The sequence below is a fragment of the Pseudomonas sp. S3_A03 genome, from assembly GCF_054668275.1.
This window is the reverse complement of the sequence record NZ_CP162753.1, coordinates 2,716,235-2,730,066: the sequence shown is the minus strand read 5'-3', so window position 1 is coordinate 2,730,066 and position 13,832 is coordinate 2,716,235. Positions and strand designations below refer to the sequence as shown.

Sequence of the window (13,832 nt, the reverse complement as noted above, 5' to 3'; positions counted from 1 at the left end):
GCCAAGGATCAGCCGCTATGAAAAGCCCACAACCGACCGTGTCCATGGCGGATAAAGTTGCCCTGATCGACAGCCTCTGCGCCAAGGCGCGGATCCTGCCGGTGATCACCATCGCCCGTGAACAGGACATTTTGCCGCTGGCCGATGCCCTGGCAGCCGGTGGCTTGACCGCATTGGAAGTGACCCTGCGTTCCGAGTTCGGCCTCAAGGCCATCCAGGTGTTGCGTGAGCAGCGCCCGGAACTGTGCACCGGTGCCGGCACTGTGCTCGACCGCCATATGCTCGAAGCGGCTGAAGTGGCAGGCTCGCAATTTATCGTCACCCCCGGCATCACCCGCGACTTGCTGGAAGCCTCGGTACACAGCCCGATCCCATTACTGCCGGGCATCAGCAATGCCTCCGGAATCATGGAAGGCTATGGCCTGGGCTACCGCCGCTTCAAGCTGTTCCCGGCCGAAGTCAGCGGCGGCGTTGCCGCAATCAAGGCCCTGGGCGGCCCGTTCGGCGAAGTGAAGTTCTGCCCGACCGGCGGCGTCGGCCCGGCCAATATCAAAAGCTACATGGCGTTGAAAAACGTGATGTGCGTGGGCGGTAGCTGGATGCTGGACCCGGAGTGGGTCAAGAACGGCGACTGGGCCCGCATCCAGGAAGTCACCGCACAGGCGCTGGCGCTGCTCGATTGAGCTGATTTATCGAATCGTTGTTGCTGTGCTTAACGGCATTTTTGCGGTGCACTTGGTCGGTGTACCGCTTTTTTTTGCCTGTAAAAAATCGCGACAGCGCCACAAAACCGAAGGTGGGAAGGGGCGAGCCCCTCCCACATTTTCAGCGTGTGTTTAGCTGGGTAATGGCGTCGACCAGCACACTCATGTCTGCCGCCGATGTCAGCAACCCCGGCGTCACCCGAATGCAGGTACCGAACGCCGCTCCTGTTCGCGTCGTGGTAAACAGGCCGTACTCCTTGAGCAACCGATCCACCATGACTGGCTGATCGCGCCCCATGAACTTGAACGCGGTGATCCCGCAATACAGCCGCGGATCATCCGACGTCAGCACCTCGATCCCTTCCAACGGCCGTACCCGGCTCACCCAAAGGTCGCGCAGGTAATTGACCCGCGCGCCCTTGGCCGCCGCGCCGCCCAATGCCCGATGTTCTTCAAACACCAGCGGCAGGGTCATCAGCGCCGGAAAATTCGGCGTGCTGTAGGACGTACGTGCGCGTACATCGGTGGCGGGGTAGTGGAACTCGCCCATATCCGGGTCGATATCGGCCAAGCGCTCGGGAGCGATATAGAGAAAGCCGAGCGTCAGCGGCGCGCCAATCCACTTGTGCAGGTTGAAGCCGGCGAACTGGATACCCAAGTCGGCCAGGTTGAACTCGATTTGGCCCAGGGCGTGGGCACCGTCGAGGATCACATCGATGCCATGCTCGCGAGCGGCCTTGGCAATCGCCGCAACCGGCATTACCAGACCGGTGCGGTGGGTGACGTGGGTCAGCGCCATCAGCTTTAAACGCGGGTGCTGGGCGAAGGCATCGCGATACGTCTGCACCAGGCTGTCGAAACTCGCCGGGTGCGTGTGGGACAGTTCGACTACTTCGACCCCGCGAACATCCGTCAGCCAGCGCATGGCGCCTTTGACCGTGTCGTACTCCAGGTCACTGATCAACACCTGGTCGCCCGGTTGCAGACGGTTGTAGTTGCGGATCAGCGACTGCAAGGCTTCGGTGGCATTGCGCGTGAAGGCGACGGACTCCGGGTCGACATCGATCAACCCGGCCAGTTGGCGGCGGATCTCGACGTTTTCGCCGGTCTCGAAGCGTTGGCGCACGTGCAGCGAATTGCTGCGGTTGATAAACGCGACGTGGTCCAGGTACTGCGCCTGCACCGGACGGCTCATGCGCCCGAAGTAGCCGTTTTCCAGATTGATCGGGCCCGGTTCCACGTCATAGCACCGGGCGATGGCCTGCCAGTGATCTTCGTTATCTGCGTTCCTTGGCATGGCGGGGCTCTTAGTCAATGGCGAGGGGCTGGTTTGCCGTGTTTCGCGCGTAGCGGTTCAAGTAATTCGGCCAGGCCGTTGTGGTCGATTTCCTGCATCAACGCCAGCAAACCACCCAGCTCGCCGTGGGGGAAACCTTCGCGGGCAAACCAGTTCAGGTAAGGCCCCGGCAGGTCGGCGATGATCCGGCCCTTGTATTTGCCGAAGGGCATTTGGCGGGTGATCAGTAGTTCGAGTTTTTCGGGGTTCATGGGGATCGGCCGCTTGCGTCGAGACCTTGGAAAATACAGGCATTCTGCATGAAGGCCAAATGACAGATCATGCAAATAACGTACATACAGATGGTTCAATAATTCATAACTTATTGAAAATTAAAAGGAAAATAATTTTTCAAAACCTGGCATGAGCGCTGCAATCATCTAGGCAACCTTCCTCAACCCACATAAGGAATTGAAAAATGACTGACATCAATAAAGAATCGATCTCTGTACTCAACGACCTGATCGAGACCAGCATCGACGGCCAGAAGGGTTTCAAGGAATGTGCCGAAGACATCAAGCACCCAGAACTCAAAGCGCTGTTCGCCAAGCGCTCCGCTGATTGCGCGACTGCCGCTGCCGAACTGAAAACCGCTGTGCGTGCATTGGGTGGTGATCCGGAAGATTCCGGCAGCGTCGCCGGCGCACTGCACCGTGGCTGGGTCGACGTGAAGTCGATGGTGACCGGCAAAGACGAAGAGGCTGTGCTGAACGAAGCCGAGCGCGGTGAAGACCATGCACTCAAGGCTTACCGTGAAGCGATCGAGAAGATCAACCAGCACAACCTGCTGGGCATTCGTGACCTGGTTGAGCGCCAGTACCATGGCGCACAGCGCAACCATGATCAGGTAAAAGCCCTGCGTAACCAGGCACGCGCTCAGTCGTAAGCCCTACGCAGTAAAAAAATGTGGGAGGGGGCTTGCCCCCGATGGCAGTGGTTCAGTCACCGATAAAGTGCCTGACCTACCGCGATCGGGAGCAAGCCCCCTCCCACATTTGTTGTGTGTTGATGATGAAAGTGCAATCAACCAATGCTGATCGGCGGCAGTTCGGTCAGGGTCACGACTTGCTGCTTGCGTGGCGCGAGGATCTCGGCCTCGCCATCCACTACCAGCTCATCGCGCTGGTTGAACACACGGGTGGCGATGCGTACGCGAAACTTCGGCAGTTTTTCAAGGATTTCCAGGCGCACGGTCAGGGTGTCGCCGATCTTGACCGGTTTTTGAAAGCTCATCTGCTGGCCAATATAGATGGTGCCCGGCCCAGGCAGCTCGCAGGCCACGGCTGCACTGATCAACGCGCCGCTGAACATGCCATGGGCGATACGCTCCTTGAACAGGGTGGCCTTGGCGTATTCGGCATCCAGGTGCACCGGGTTGTGGTCGCCGGACATGGCGGCGAACAACTGGATATCGCGCTCTTCGACGGTCTTGCTGTAGCTGGCGGTCTGGCCGACTTCGAGGGCTTCGTAAGGGGTATTGGTTACCTGGGTCATCTAAAGGTGCATCCTGTGGCTAATCGGTAATTTAACAGGCTGATTTTTAAGCGGAATTTATTCGCAGTGGACCGGCCTGCGCAGGGTCAGGGCCTGGTCGAGCCACGTCAGCACATCCGCGGTGACTTCATCGCGGTTGGTTTCGTTGAACACTTCGTGACGCGCCTGCGGGTAGATATTGAGTTGCAAATGCTGACAGCCGGCCTCACGCAGGGCGGTGGCCAGACTGTTGAGACGCTTGCCCTCACTCACCGGATCACATTCGCCGCCTATGACCAGGATCGGCAGGCCCGGATCGATCTGCGCGAGGTTGGACGCTTTGCTGATTTGCTGCAAGCCGCCGAGCAAATCGACCCACAGTTGGTTGGTGCAGCGAAAACCGCAAAGCGGGTCATTGATGTACTTGTCCACCTCTGCGGGGTCGCGGCTGAGCCAGTCGAACGCCGTGCGGTTGGGCTTGAACGCTTTGTTGAACGAGCCGAACGACAGGAACTCGATCAGCGCGCTGCGACCGCGCAAACCCTGGCGCACACGCTCGGCGCGGGCGATCACGCGGGCGGCGCGGTATAGCGCCACCGGCTGGAAATTCGACCCACTGAGAATCGCCCCGTGCAGGCTGGCGCTGTGGTGCAACAGGTAGGCCTGGGCGATGTAGCTGCCCATGCTGTGGCCCAACAATATGATCGGCAACCCTGGGTGCTGCTGGCCAATGTGCTGGTTGAGACTCGCCAGGTCGCCCACCACTTTGTTCCAGCCATCCTCCTCGGCGTACAACCCCAGCGTGCCTTCATCGGCGGTGCGGCCGTGGCCACGCTGGTCCGGCGCATACACACCATAGCCGGCGGCGCACAGGGCCTTGGCCAACCGCGCATAGCGCCCGCTGTGCTCGGCCATGCCGTGGGACAGCATGACCACCGCATGGGCCGGCTCGTCGGGCATCCATTGATTGACGTACAGGCGGCTGTGGTCATTCGCGGTCAGCCAGTGGGTGCTGTGATTCATGACGCGTCCTTTCTTCAAGGTTGCTCGGGGGTCGTTGCAGTGTATAGCTCATCTGCCAGAGGGCGGGGTATCTGCCTACGCGTCAGGGACAAGATTCATACAATCAATGACACGATTGAGTGTATTTGCCTGTTTGGCTATAGCTGCTAACGTCCCCAAAGCTCCGCTTTTTATAAGCGGCCGGACACCTTCAGGTACAGAGGACAAGAATAATGCAACCTGATTTCTGGAATGACAAACGCGCGGCGGGGGTTCCCAATGCCATCGACCTCTCGGCCTACAAGTCGGTGATCGAGGTCTTCGAGCGTTCCTGCAAGACCTTTGCCGACCGTCCGGCGTTCAGCAACATGGGCATTACCCTGACCTACGCCGAGCTTGAACGCCAGAGTGCGGCGTTCGCCGGCTACCTGCAACAGCACACCGACCTCAAGCCCGGCGAGCGCATCGCCGTGCAAATGCCCAACGTGCTGCATTACCCGATTGCCGTGTTCGGCGCCCTGCGCGCCGGCCTGATCGTGGTCAACACTAACCCGCTGTACACCCCGCGCGAGATGCGCCACCAGTTCAAGGACGCCGGCGTGCGTGCCCTGGTCTACCTCAACCTGTTCGGTTCGCGGGTACAGGAGGTGTGCAACGATACCGAGATCGACTACCTGATCGAGGCCAGGATGGGCGACTTCATGCCCGCCGCCAAAGGCTGGCTGATCAATACCGTGGTCGACAAGGTGAAGAAAATGGTCCCCGCCTATCACCTGCCGCGCGCGGTGTCGTTCAAGCGCGCGCTGCGCATGGGCGCCGGCCTGGGCGTAACGCGCCATCCGGTGGGCCTGGATGACATCGCCGTGCTGCAATACACCGGTGGCACCACCGGCCTGGCCAAGGGCGCGATGCTCACCCATGGCAACCTGGTGGCGAACATGCAGCAGGTGCGTGCCTGCATGTCGCAAACCGGCGAGGACGGCCACCCGCTGATCAAGGAAGGGCAGGAGGTGATGATCGCGCCGCTGCCGCTTTACCATATCTACGCCTTCACCGCCAATTGCATGTGCATGATGGTCTCGGGCAACCACAACGTGCTCATCACCAACCCCCGGGACATCGGCGGGTTTATCAAGGAGCTGAAAAAGTGGCGCTTTACCGGGCTGCTGGGGCTCAACACGCTGTTTGTGGCGTTGATGGACCACCCCGACTTCAAGAGCCTGGATTTCTCCCACCTCAAACTCACCAACTCCGGCGGCACCGCACTGATCAAGGCCACGGCCGAGCGCTGGGAGCAACTGACCGGCTGTGCGATTGGCGAGGGCTACGGCCTGACGGAAACCTCGCCCGTGGCGAGTACCAACCCCTATGGCAACAAATCGCGCCTCGGCACCGTGGGCATTCCGGTGCCGGCCACCGCGATGAAGGTGATTGATGATGATGGCGTCGAGTTGCCCCTGGGTGAACGCGGCGAGTTGTGCATCAAGGGGCCGCAGGTGATGAAGGGCTACTGGCAGCAGCCGGCCGCCACCGCCGAGGCTCTGGACGCCGAAGGCTGGCTCAGGACTGGCGATATCGCGGTGATTGATGAGGATGGTTTTGTACGGATTGTCGATCGCAAGAAAGACCTGATCATCGTCTCCGGTTTCAACGTGTACCCCAATGAAATCGAAGACGTGGTGATGGCTCACCCGGGGGTGGCCAACTGTGCGGTGATCGGCGTGCCGGACGAACGCACGGGGGAGGCGGTGAAGCTGTTCGTGGTGGCGCGTGCCGAAGGCGTGAGCCTTGAAGAGCTCAAGAGTTACTGCAAGGCCAACTTCACGGGCTATAAGGTACCCAAGCAGATTGTGCTGCGCGATTCGTTGCCGATGACGCCGGTAGGGAAAATTTTGCGGCGTGAGCTGCGCGACATCGCCTGAGTTGAAATAGATTCAAAATGTGGGAGAGGGCTTGCTCCCGATGGCGGCGTTCAGTCACCAACTGTGTGACTGACCCACTGCCATCGGGAGCAAGCCCCTCCCACATGTGTTTTATGTTGTGCTGAAAGCCTTATTCCAGAGCCTCTCGCTGAGGCATTTCGGCTTTGTTTAAAGTGTGACCAAATATTGTAGGACAGTCATGATAGTGACTGTGGGGCCCTCGTTTGGCTCTAGTCGGCCCTTGGCAAAGCTGCTACTCTCGGCGCGCTTTGTGACGTCTAGGCCTGCTTGAAAGCGCCAGATTCACCTTAAAAAAACATACACCAATAATAATCGCATCAAATGCGATGATGAATTCGCGTCGCTGAGGAGTGGGCTTTCCATGCACGAAGACTTTTGGAAGGATAAGTACCCCGCCGGGATTGCTGCAGACATCAATCCAGACGAGTATCCAAATATTCAGGCGGTACTGAAGCAGTCCTGCCAGCGCTTCGCCAACAAACCGGCTTTCAGCAACCTGGGCAAGACAATCACCTACGGTGAGTTGTACGAATTGTCCGGCGCCTTCGCCGCGTACCTGCAACAGCACACCGACTTGAAGCCCGGCGACCGAATCGCCGTGCAACTGCCCAACGTCCTGCAATATCCCGTCGCCGTGTTCGGTGCCATCCGTGCCGGCCTGATCGTGGTCAACACCAACCCGCTGTACACCGCGCGGGAAATGGAACACCAATTCAACGATTCCGGCGCCAAGGCCCTGGTCTGCCTGGCCAACATGGCGCATCTGGCGGAAAAGGTCGTGCCCAAGACCGCCGTCAAGCACGTGATTGTCACCGAAGTCGCCGACCTGCTGCCGCCGCTCAAGCGCCTGCTGATCAACAGTGTCATCAAGTACGTGAAGAAAATGGTCCCGGCGTACCACTTACCGCACGCGATCAAGTTCAACGATGTGCTCGCCAAAGGCCATGGCCAGCCGGTCAGCGATGCCAGCCCGGCCAGCAGCGAAGTGGCGGTGCTGCAATACACCGGCGGCACCACCGGCGTGGCCAAGGGGGCGATGCTCACCCACCGCAACCTGGTCGCCAACATGTTGCAGTGCAAGGCACTGATGGGCTCCAACCTCAACGAAGGTTGCGAGATCCTGATCACGCCGCTGCCGCTGTATCACATCTATGCTTTCACCTTTCATTGCATGGCGATGATGCTGATCGGCAACCACAACATCCTGATCAGCAACCCGCGTGACCTGCCGGCGATGGTCAAGGAACTGTCCAAGTGGAAGTTCAGCGGCTTTGTCGGCCTTAACACGCTGTTTGTGGCGCTGTGCAACAACGAAGCCTTTCGCAAGCTGGATTTCTCCGCGCTCAAGGTCACCCTGTCGGGCGGCATGGCCCTGCAACTGGCGGCCGCCGAACGCTGGAAAGCCGTGACCGGCTGTGGCATCTGCGAAGGCTACGGCATGACCGAAACCAGCCCGGTGGCTACGGTCAACCCGATCCAGCATATCCAGCTTGGCACCATCGGCATTCCGGTGCCCTCGACCCTGTGCAAGGTCATCACCGATGACGGCGTCGAGTTGGCCCTGGGGGAAGTCGGCGAGCTGTGCGTCAAGGGCCCGCAGGTGATGAAAGGCTACTGGCAGCGCCAGGACGCCACCGACGAGATGCTCGACAGCGAAGGCTGGCTGAAGACCGGTGATATCGCGATCATCCAGCCGGATGGCTACATGCGCATTGTCGACCGCAAGAAGGACATGATCCTGGTCTCGGGCTTCAACGTGTACCCCAACGAGCTGGAAGACGTACTGGCCACCCTGCCGGGCGTGCTGCAATGCGCGGCCATTGGTGTGCCGGACGAAAAGTCCGGGGAGCACATCAAGATCTTCATCGTGGTCAAGCCGGGCGCCACCCTGACCAAGGAGCAGGTGATGGAACACATGCGCGCCAACGTCACCGGCTACAAGGTGCCCAAGGCCGTGGAGTTCCGCGATGCGCTGCCGACCACCAACGTGGGCAAGATCCTGCGGCGTGAGTTGCGTGATGAAGAGTTGAAGAAACTCGGCCTTAAAAAGTAACCCGGTCCAAATGTGGGAGGGACGGTGCGCCCCTCCCACATTTTTTGTCCTGTGTGCTTACAGGGCGAACTGCGCGAAGCTCACACCCGCACCCGCCGGGCGTACATCCTTCAAGAACGAATCCTTGTCCGCGCTCAGCTCCAGGGTGATCTCCGGGCTGCGCTTGCCCGCGTTACGCACCACCAAGCCTTCGAGCTTCTCACGCAGGAACGCCGTCGGCACCTTCAGGTGCAGCAACTGGTCGGACTCGGCGTTGTGCATCAACAGGTGAATCCACTCGTACTGGCCGACGGCAATACGGCCTACCGGCAGGTCGAACCACCAGATGTTGCGTTTGCGGTCCAGGTCGGTGAAGTGGCAGTTGTTGACGCCGAGTACGGCACCGCCCAATTCCTGGTTTCTGCGGGCGATGGCCTGTGCTTTATTGAGTTTCATAACCTTCCTACGGGATCTGTTATTCAGCGTTATAGCCTGAATGTGCCGGGCATTCTCGTGGGTTGGCCACAAAACATAAAGCCAAACCTGCCGCTTTCGATGAAATGCCTGCCGCAAAATAATTGAAACTCTGTCGAACGGCCTCGGGTCAATCGCTACGCAATGACCAAAACCTTTGATTGTTCCTTCGGAGAAATACCATGAGCAGCACATCAGATAAGGCAAAAGGTTTGGCGAACGAAGCAGCTGGCAACATCAAGCAAGGCGTCGGCAAAGTCACCGGCAACGACAAGCTGCGCGCGGAAGGTGTGATCCAGGAGAAGAAAGGCGAAGTGCAGCAAGCGGTCGGCGATACCAAAGATGCGGTAAAAAAAGCCACCCGGTAAATCGATATGCCGGCGGTCTTGATGCAGCGCTGCGGCCATCCACGGATGGCCGTTTTTGTATCGGTTACTGCAACTAAACTTTCGAAATTGTTTCAAAGTCGCCAAATGGGCTACTTTGATGTAGAAAACGGCCCCTGAGTCGCCCACGACCTCACCCTCTTTGCGGCGAAAGGAGACGCTATGATCTTTCCGGTTCTCGATGGTCTCAAGCTGCACAAGGTACTGGCGCGCACCGTCAAGGAATTCGTCGATGACGAGATGTCCACCTACGCTTCGGCACTGGCCTACCAGATGCTGTTTTCGCTGTTTCCCTTCCTGCTGTTCCTGATTGCCCTGATCGGTTTCCTGCACTTGCCGGACTTTTTCAGTTGGCTGCGCCTGCAGTCGGAGCTGGTATTGCCGCCCCAGGCCCTGGAGCAGGTCAACCCGGTGATCGACCAGTTGCAACAGTCCAAGGGCGGCCTGCTTTCGGTGGGTATCGTGATTGCGTTGTGGACCGCTTCAGCCGGCGTGCGCCTGATGATGAGCGCGATGAACGCCGCCTACGATGTGGTGGAAGGCCGGCCGATCTGGAAGCGTTTCCCGCTGTCGATTTTCTACACCGTCGGCATCGCCGGCATGCTGCTGGCCGCCGCCGCGCTGATGGTGCTCGGCCCGCAGGTGATGGAGTGGCTGGCCGGGCAGATCGGCATGCAGGAGTTCGTGGTTACCCTGTGGACCATCGTGCGCTGGCCGCTGATCGTGATTCTGCTGATGTTCGCCGTGGCCCTCATGTACTACGTGATGCCCGACGTGGAGCAGCAATTCCGCTTTATCACCCCAGGCTCGGTGTTGGCGGTGGTGGTGTGGATCGTCGCGTCGCTGGGCTTTGGTTATTACGTCAAAACCTTTGCCGACTACAACGCCATGTATGGCAGTATCGGCGCGATCATTGTGCTGCTGCTGTACTTCTACATTTCGGCCGCCGTGCTGCTGCTCGGTGCCGAGATGAATGCAGTGATCGAGCACATGTCGGCCGAAGGCAAGGCGCCCGGCGCGAAGGGGATCGATGAGCCCGCGCAAGAAAAACAGCATGTCTCCGGTCTCGGCCGGGACCACTCCAAACCCACCCCCGTCGAGCCTGATCAATGATCCGTGACATCCTGAAAATGGGCGACGAACGCCTGCTGCGCATCGCCCCTGCGGTTCCGCCGGAAATGTTCGACAGCCCCGAGCTGTGGCAATTGATCGACGACATGTTCCAGACCATGGAGCATGTCGGTGGCGTAGGCCTGGCCGCGCCGCAGATCGGCGTGGACCTGCAATTGGTGATCTTTGGCTTCGAAGCCAGCGAACGTTACCCGGATGCACCGCCGGTACCGCAGACCATCCTGATCAACCCGCTGATCACGCCGCTCAGCCCGGTGTTGGAAGAGGGCTATGAAGGCTGCCTTTCCGTGCCCGGGTTACGCGGCGCGGTGAACCGTTACCAGCAGATTCGCTATGAGGGGTTTGACCCGAAGGGCGAGCCGATTGTGCGTTTTGCCGACGGTTTCCATGCGCGGGTGGTGCAGCATGAATGCGATCACCTGATCGGTCGGTTGTACCCGTCGCGGATTACCGATTTCAGCAAGTTCGGATTTATCGAGGTGATGTTCCCGGACATGGATCCGACGGCCGACGAATAACGTCCACACCGATCAAACGGGTGGAGGGCTTGCCTCGCTACCCTGGTTATTGCAAACCCATCGCAATCATTGGCTTATTACGCTTGTAGCGCACCAACCGCTCACTTAGCGACTGCGGCAGCACGGTGTCCTGGGAAAACCCCATGCGCTGATACAGGCCTTCCAGATCCGGATGGCACAGCAGCCACACCGTGCCGTCCACCCCGGCGACCGCCTGTTGAATCAACCGCGTCGCCAGCCCCTGGCCGCGATAGGCCGGGTCGACGAACATCCCCGTCAGCCACTGTCCACCCACCACGGGGCTCAGGCACAGCCCGGCCACAATTTCTGTATCCCGCACAACCCATAGTCGTCCACCCTTGAGGGCTTTCATCGAAGAGTCATGGCGGCGATAAAACTTGTTCAGCAGCGGCCACAGGGGCTCTGCCAGCAGATCAATGGGCAACTCGGGCATGGTGTTCAAGCACGCGTTATGAAGAGCCGGCGATTATAAGCGCCTTCTGCCGGGTAATAGGTGGTATACCCAATGCTGCATCCCCTTACAGTGGAGTACGCAGCATGGCCAAAGGTATGGATTCAAAGAAAGCCGCGAAGAAAAAACCGGCAAAGACCGCCGATGAAAAACGTGCCGACAAAAAAGCCAAGAAGACCGAAACCGGGCTGTTCGGGCACTGATCACCTTAGCTTCAGCGGTTTTCAGCGGCCAACGCGGCAATCACCGTTGGCCGTGCACTTACCCGTTGTTGAAACGCTGCCAGCGCCGGCCACTCGCGCAGATTGATCGCGTGAATGTCGGCCCAGCGCAGCACCACGAACAAATACACATCCGCTACCGAAAACTGTGAACCCATCAAGTAGTCCTGCCGCTCCAGCGTCTGTACCAGAATCGCAAAGCGCTTGAGTAGCGTGGCCATGAACATCGCCTTGATGTCACCTTGGATCGCGCTGTTGAAGAACACCGCTAACCCGCCATGCACTTCGCTGGCAATGAAGTTCAGCCATTCCTGCAAGCGCACGCGCTCCCAGCTGCCATTGGCCGGGGCCAACTCAGCGTCGGGTTTGAGGTCGGCGAGGTATTGCAGGATGGCGCTGGCTTCGGTCAGCACCTGACCATTGTCCAGTTGCAGCGCCGCCACATAACCCTTGGGATTGATCTGCAAGAAATCTTCGCCATCGGCGGTGGTTTTTGCCTGGTTGTCGACTCGCACCAGGTCAAAGGGCAGCGCCAATTCGCGCAGCACGATATGCGGGGCGAGGGAGCAGGCGTTTGGAGAAAAGTACAGTTTCATCAGGGGGCGGCTCCGCAGAATTTGCGCCAGTCTCGCGGGCATGCCACCGTGGGTAAAATTAAACCTTCAGCGCCCTGCCATAAGGACAGCGACTGCCATGATGAATCTGATGCACTGGCGCCTTCTGGTGGCCGTGGCCGACCACGGCAGCATCACCGCCGCCGCCGAGCGCGTGGGCATGACCCAATCCGCCGCCAGCCAGGCCATGGCCGGCATGGAGGCGGCCCTGGGCGCGCAACTGTTCACCCGAGCCCCGCGCAACACCTTGCCCACTGCCCTGGGATTGAGCGTGATCGAACAGGCGCGGGTGATGCTGGGCGCCTTGCAGACGATTCGCCGCACTGTGGATCATGCCCGGCCGATGCTGCGTGGGAGCATTCGTATCGCCAGTTTCCCGAGTGTGCTGGCTAAGTTTCTAACGCCGCAGTTGCAGCGTTTCGCCCAGCTGTATCCAGGTATCGAGGTCACTCCCCTCGAAGTGACCGACAGCGAAGTGGACACCTTGCTCGAGGCCGGCCTGATTGACTTGGGCGTGGTGCTCAACCCCCAGCCTGAGCGCAATGCCACATTGCTGGGGCGTGACCTGTGGTTGGCAGTATTGCCCGCGGACCATGCACTGGCACAGCGCCCCTCTGAGGCCAGCGTGTCGCTGGAAGAACTACTTCAACAACCCTTTGTACTCGCCACCGGCGGCTGCACCGCCAATGCCCGCAGCCTTGGCGCCGAGGCCGGGCTGGCGCTGGGCGATATCCGCGTGCAAGTGCGCGAATGGAGCAGCGCCTTCAGCCTGGTGCGTGAAGGAGTGGGCGTGACCCTGGTGCCGGAAATGACCTTGCCCGTCGAGCGCCGAGGCTTGCGCGTCATGCCGTTGAAGGTGCCGGTGCATCGTGAATTTGCGCTGGTGGCAACCCCACGACGCCCGCTGTCCTCCAGTGCCAGCGCCTTGTTGCAAATGCTGGCTCAATAGCAGCCTTGCGCAAACCCCTGTCATCGTTTTGATAGCCCGCTCAAACCACACGCATCAGGCCAGCGGCGCGGCCTAGATTGCCGCCAGGGTTTCTTTCACTGTCCGGGCCTGCGGGTCTGCCGTTTTCGCCGCTACCTGCTGCTCTTGCTGCTGCTTGAGGCGCTCGGCCACTTGCTTGGAAATAGCGTCCTGTTTTTCCTGCGACATGGTCTGCACATCCGCCTCGGTCAAGCCTTGCTCCTTGAGCAACTGCTCACGAATCCGCTCGGCCGGGGATTTGCTCATGTAGTCGGTGAACTCGGCGCGCGCGCCCGAAGCTGCCGTGGTCGACGGCACATCGCTGGTTGCTGCGCTGGCCTGTAACTGCACGCGGGTCTTGGCGAAGGCTTCATCGATACGATCGGTCGCCTTGTCCAGTTCCTTCTGCGCGGCCGGCACGGTCACGCTTTGTTGCACCGCTTGCAGGGCACCGCTGTACAGCGCGCTGGCGGCGGCGTTGGCGGGGTCCATGTCGGGCCGCTTGATCTGTTGCACGGTCGACAGGGCTTGGGTGTTGTTGTTAACCAGCATGATCGGT

16 protein-coding genes are annotated in these 13,832 nt (G+C 59.7%); 8 read left to right on the top strand and 8 right to left on the bottom strand.

From position 1 onward, the window contains the following. Positions 1-17 precede the first annotated feature (17 nt). Positions 18-683, top strand: a complete 666-nt coding sequence (locus AB4O25_RS12415; protein ID WP_026067364.1) for a bifunctional 4-hydroxy-2-oxoglutarate aldolase/2-dehydro-3-deoxy-phosphogluconate aldolase — start codon at positions 18-20, stop codon at positions 681-683. A gap of 142 nt (positions 684-825) precedes the next feature. Here AB4O25_RS12415 and AB4O25_RS12410 read toward each other — a convergent pair whose 3' ends face one another. Both AB4O25_RS12410 and AB4O25_RS12405 read right to left on the bottom strand, forming a co-directional pair. After that, positions 826-2,001: an aminotransferase class V-fold PLP-dependent enzyme gene (locus AB4O25_RS12410; RefSeq protein WP_065876699.1), complete on the bottom strand. Its 1,176-nt coding sequence runs from the start codon at positions 1,999-2,001 to the stop codon at positions 826-828. Between the two features lie 14 nt (positions 2,002-2,015). Beyond that, positions 2,016-2,252 carry a DUF3820 family protein gene (locus tag AB4O25_RS12405; protein ID WP_017529145.1) on the bottom strand — a complete coding sequence of 79 codons (237 nt, stop codon included), beginning with the start codon at positions 2,250-2,252 and terminating at the stop codon, positions 2,016-2,018. A gap of 206 nt (positions 2,253-2,458) precedes the next feature. Between AB4O25_RS12405 and AB4O25_RS12400 the strand changes: the two genes are divergently transcribed. Next, a complete protein-coding gene (locus AB4O25_RS12400; RefSeq protein WP_017529144.1) occupies positions 2,459-2,926 on the top strand; it encodes a ferritin-like domain-containing protein in 468 nt (155 codons plus the stop codon). Between the two features lie 137 nt (positions 2,927-3,063). Here the strand turns inward: AB4O25_RS12400 and AB4O25_RS12395 are convergent, their stop codons facing one another. Together AB4O25_RS12395 and AB4O25_RS12390 are read right to left on the bottom strand one after the other, a co-directional pair. Then, on the bottom strand, positions 3,064-3,534 hold the full coding sequence (locus AB4O25_RS12395) for a MaoC family dehydratase (protein ID WP_065876700.1): 471 nt from the start codon (positions 3,532-3,534) through the stop codon (positions 3,064-3,066). A gap of 57 nt (positions 3,535-3,591) precedes the next feature. Next, positions 3,592-4,536, bottom strand: a complete 945-nt coding sequence (locus tag AB4O25_RS12390; protein WP_017529142.1) for an alpha/beta hydrolase — start codon at positions 4,534-4,536, stop codon at positions 3,592-3,594. 212 nt (positions 4,537-4,748) lie between these two features. Here AB4O25_RS12390 and fadD2 point away from each other — a divergent pair, with 212 nt between their 5' ends. Next, on the top strand, positions 4,749-6,437 hold the full coding sequence (fadD2, locus tag AB4O25_RS12385; protein WP_065876701.1) for a long-chain-fatty-acid--CoA ligase FadD2: 1,689 nt from the start codon (positions 4,749-4,751) through the stop codon (positions 6,435-6,437). Positions 6,438-6,819: 382 nt separating this feature from the next. Then, entirely contained in the window at positions 6,820-8,511 is a 1,692-nt protein-coding gene (fadD1, locus tag AB4O25_RS12380) for a long-chain-fatty-acid--CoA ligase FadD1 (RefSeq protein ID WP_017529140.1), read from the top strand. A 57-nt stretch (positions 8,512-8,568) separates the two neighbouring features. On the opposite strand, the gene AB4O25_RS12375 is transcribed toward fadD1, so the two are convergent. Then, positions 8,569-8,946 (bottom strand): hypothetical protein, encoded by a 378-nt coding sequence (locus AB4O25_RS12375; RefSeq protein WP_017529139.1) that lies wholly within the window; start codon positions 8,944-8,946, stop codon positions 8,569-8,571. Between the two features lie 200 nt (positions 8,947-9,146). Between AB4O25_RS12375 and AB4O25_RS12370 the strand changes: the two genes are divergently transcribed. The 3 genes from AB4O25_RS12370 (at position 9,147) to def (ending at position 10,999) form a co-directional block, all read left to right on the top strand. Next, the gene (locus tag AB4O25_RS12370) at positions 9,147-9,332 is read left to right on the top strand and encodes a CsbD family protein (protein ID WP_017529138.1); all 186 of its coding nucleotides are present in this window, start codon (positions 9,147-9,149) and stop codon (positions 9,330-9,332) included. Positions 9,333-9,512: 180 nt separating this feature from the next. Continuing rightward, positions 9,513-10,463: a YihY/virulence factor BrkB family protein gene (locus AB4O25_RS12365; protein WP_017529137.1), complete on the top strand. Its 951-nt coding sequence runs from the start codon at positions 9,513-9,515 to the stop codon at positions 10,461-10,463. Beyond that, entirely contained in the window at positions 10,460-10,999 is a 540-nt protein-coding gene (gene def / locus AB4O25_RS12360) for a peptide deformylase (RefSeq protein WP_017529136.1), read from the top strand. The genes AB4O25_RS12365 and def overlap by 4 nt, the downstream gene beginning before the upstream one ends. Before the next feature lie 46 nt (positions 11,000-11,045). Here the strand turns inward: def and AB4O25_RS12355 are convergent, their stop codons facing one another. After that, complete coding sequence (locus AB4O25_RS12355; protein WP_068937291.1) at positions 11,046-11,453, bottom strand: GNAT family N-acetyltransferase; 408 nt, start codon at positions 11,451-11,453, stop codon at positions 11,046-11,048. A gap of 232 nt (positions 11,454-11,685) precedes the next feature. Beyond that, positions 11,686-12,288 carry a glutathione transferase GstA gene (gene gstA / locus AB4O25_RS12350; RefSeq protein WP_460150897.1) on the bottom strand — a complete coding sequence of 201 codons (603 nt, stop codon included), beginning with the start codon at positions 12,286-12,288 and terminating at the stop codon, positions 11,686-11,688. Between the two features lie 97 nt (positions 12,289-12,385). On the opposite strand from gstA, the gene AB4O25_RS12345 reads away from it, so the two are divergent. Continuing rightward, positions 12,386-13,255 (top strand): LysR family transcriptional regulator, encoded by an 870-nt coding sequence (locus AB4O25_RS12345; RefSeq protein ID WP_017529133.1) that lies wholly within the window; start codon positions 12,386-12,388, stop codon positions 13,253-13,255. Between the two features lie 72 nt (positions 13,256-13,327). Here AB4O25_RS12345 and AB4O25_RS12340 read toward each other — a convergent pair whose 3' ends face one another. Further along, positions 13,328-13,825, bottom strand: coding sequence for a hypothetical protein (locus tag AB4O25_RS12340; protein WP_017529132.1), 498 nt, complete (start codon positions 13,823-13,825; stop codon positions 13,328-13,330). Positions 13,826-13,832 lie beyond the last annotated feature (7 nt).

Excerpts from the sequence above, each read along its gene's own strand:
- AB4O25_RS12400 (WP_017529144.1), top strand. The coding sequence starts at position 2,459 with ATGACTGACATCAATAAAGAATCGATCTCTGTACTCAACGACCTGATC.
- def (WP_017529136.1), top strand. The coding sequence starts at position 10,460 with ATGATCCGTGACATCCTGAAAATGGGCGACGAACGCCTGCTGCGCATC.
- AB4O25_RS12340 (WP_017529132.1), bottom strand. The coding sequence starts at position 13,825 with ATGCTGGTTAACAACAACACCCAAGCCCTGTCGACCGTGCAACAGATC.
- AB4O25_RS12355 (WP_068937291.1), bottom strand. The coding sequence starts at position 11,453 with ATGCCCGAGTTGCCCATTGATCTGCTGGCAGAGCCCCTGTGGCCGCTG.
- fadD2 (WP_065876701.1), top strand. The coding sequence starts at position 4,749 with ATGCAACCTGATTTCTGGAATGACAAACGCGCGGCGGGGGTTCCCAAT.
- gstA (WP_460150897.1), bottom strand. The coding sequence starts at position 12,288 with ATGAAACTGTACTTTTCTCCAAACGCCTGCTCCCTCGCCCCGCATATC.
- AB4O25_RS12395 (WP_065876700.1), bottom strand. The coding sequence starts at position 3,534 with ATGACCCAGGTAACCAATACCCCTTACGAAGCCCTCGAAGTCGGCCAG.
- fadD1 (WP_017529140.1), top strand. The coding sequence starts at position 6,820 with ATGCACGAAGACTTTTGGAAGGATAAGTACCCCGCCGGGATTGCTGCA.
- AB4O25_RS12405 (WP_017529145.1), bottom strand. The coding sequence starts at position 2,252 with ATGAACCCCGAAAAACTCGAACTACTGATCACCCGCCAAATGCCCTTC.
- AB4O25_RS12365 (WP_017529137.1), top strand. The coding sequence starts at position 9,513 with ATGATCTTTCCGGTTCTCGATGGTCTCAAGCTGCACAAGGTACTGGCG.
- AB4O25_RS12390 (WP_017529142.1), bottom strand. The coding sequence starts at position 4,536 with ATGAATCACAGCACCCACTGGCTGACCGCGAATGACCACAGCCGCCTG.
- AB4O25_RS12375 (WP_017529139.1), bottom strand. The coding sequence starts at position 8,946 with ATGAAACTCAATAAAGCACAGGCCATCGCCCGCAGAAACCAGGAATTG.
- AB4O25_RS12415 (WP_026067364.1), top strand. The coding sequence starts at position 18 with ATGAAAAGCCCACAACCGACCGTGTCCATGGCGGATAAAGTTGCCCTG.
- AB4O25_RS12345 (WP_017529133.1), top strand. The coding sequence starts at position 12,386 with ATGATGAATCTGATGCACTGGCGCCTTCTGGTGGCCGTGGCCGACCAC.
- AB4O25_RS12410 (WP_065876699.1), bottom strand. The coding sequence starts at position 2,001 with ATGCCAAGGAACGCAGATAACGAAGATCACTGGCAGGCCATCGCCCGG.
- AB4O25_RS12370 (WP_017529138.1), top strand. The coding sequence starts at position 9,147 with ATGAGCAGCACATCAGATAAGGCAAAAGGTTTGGCGAACGAAGCAGCT.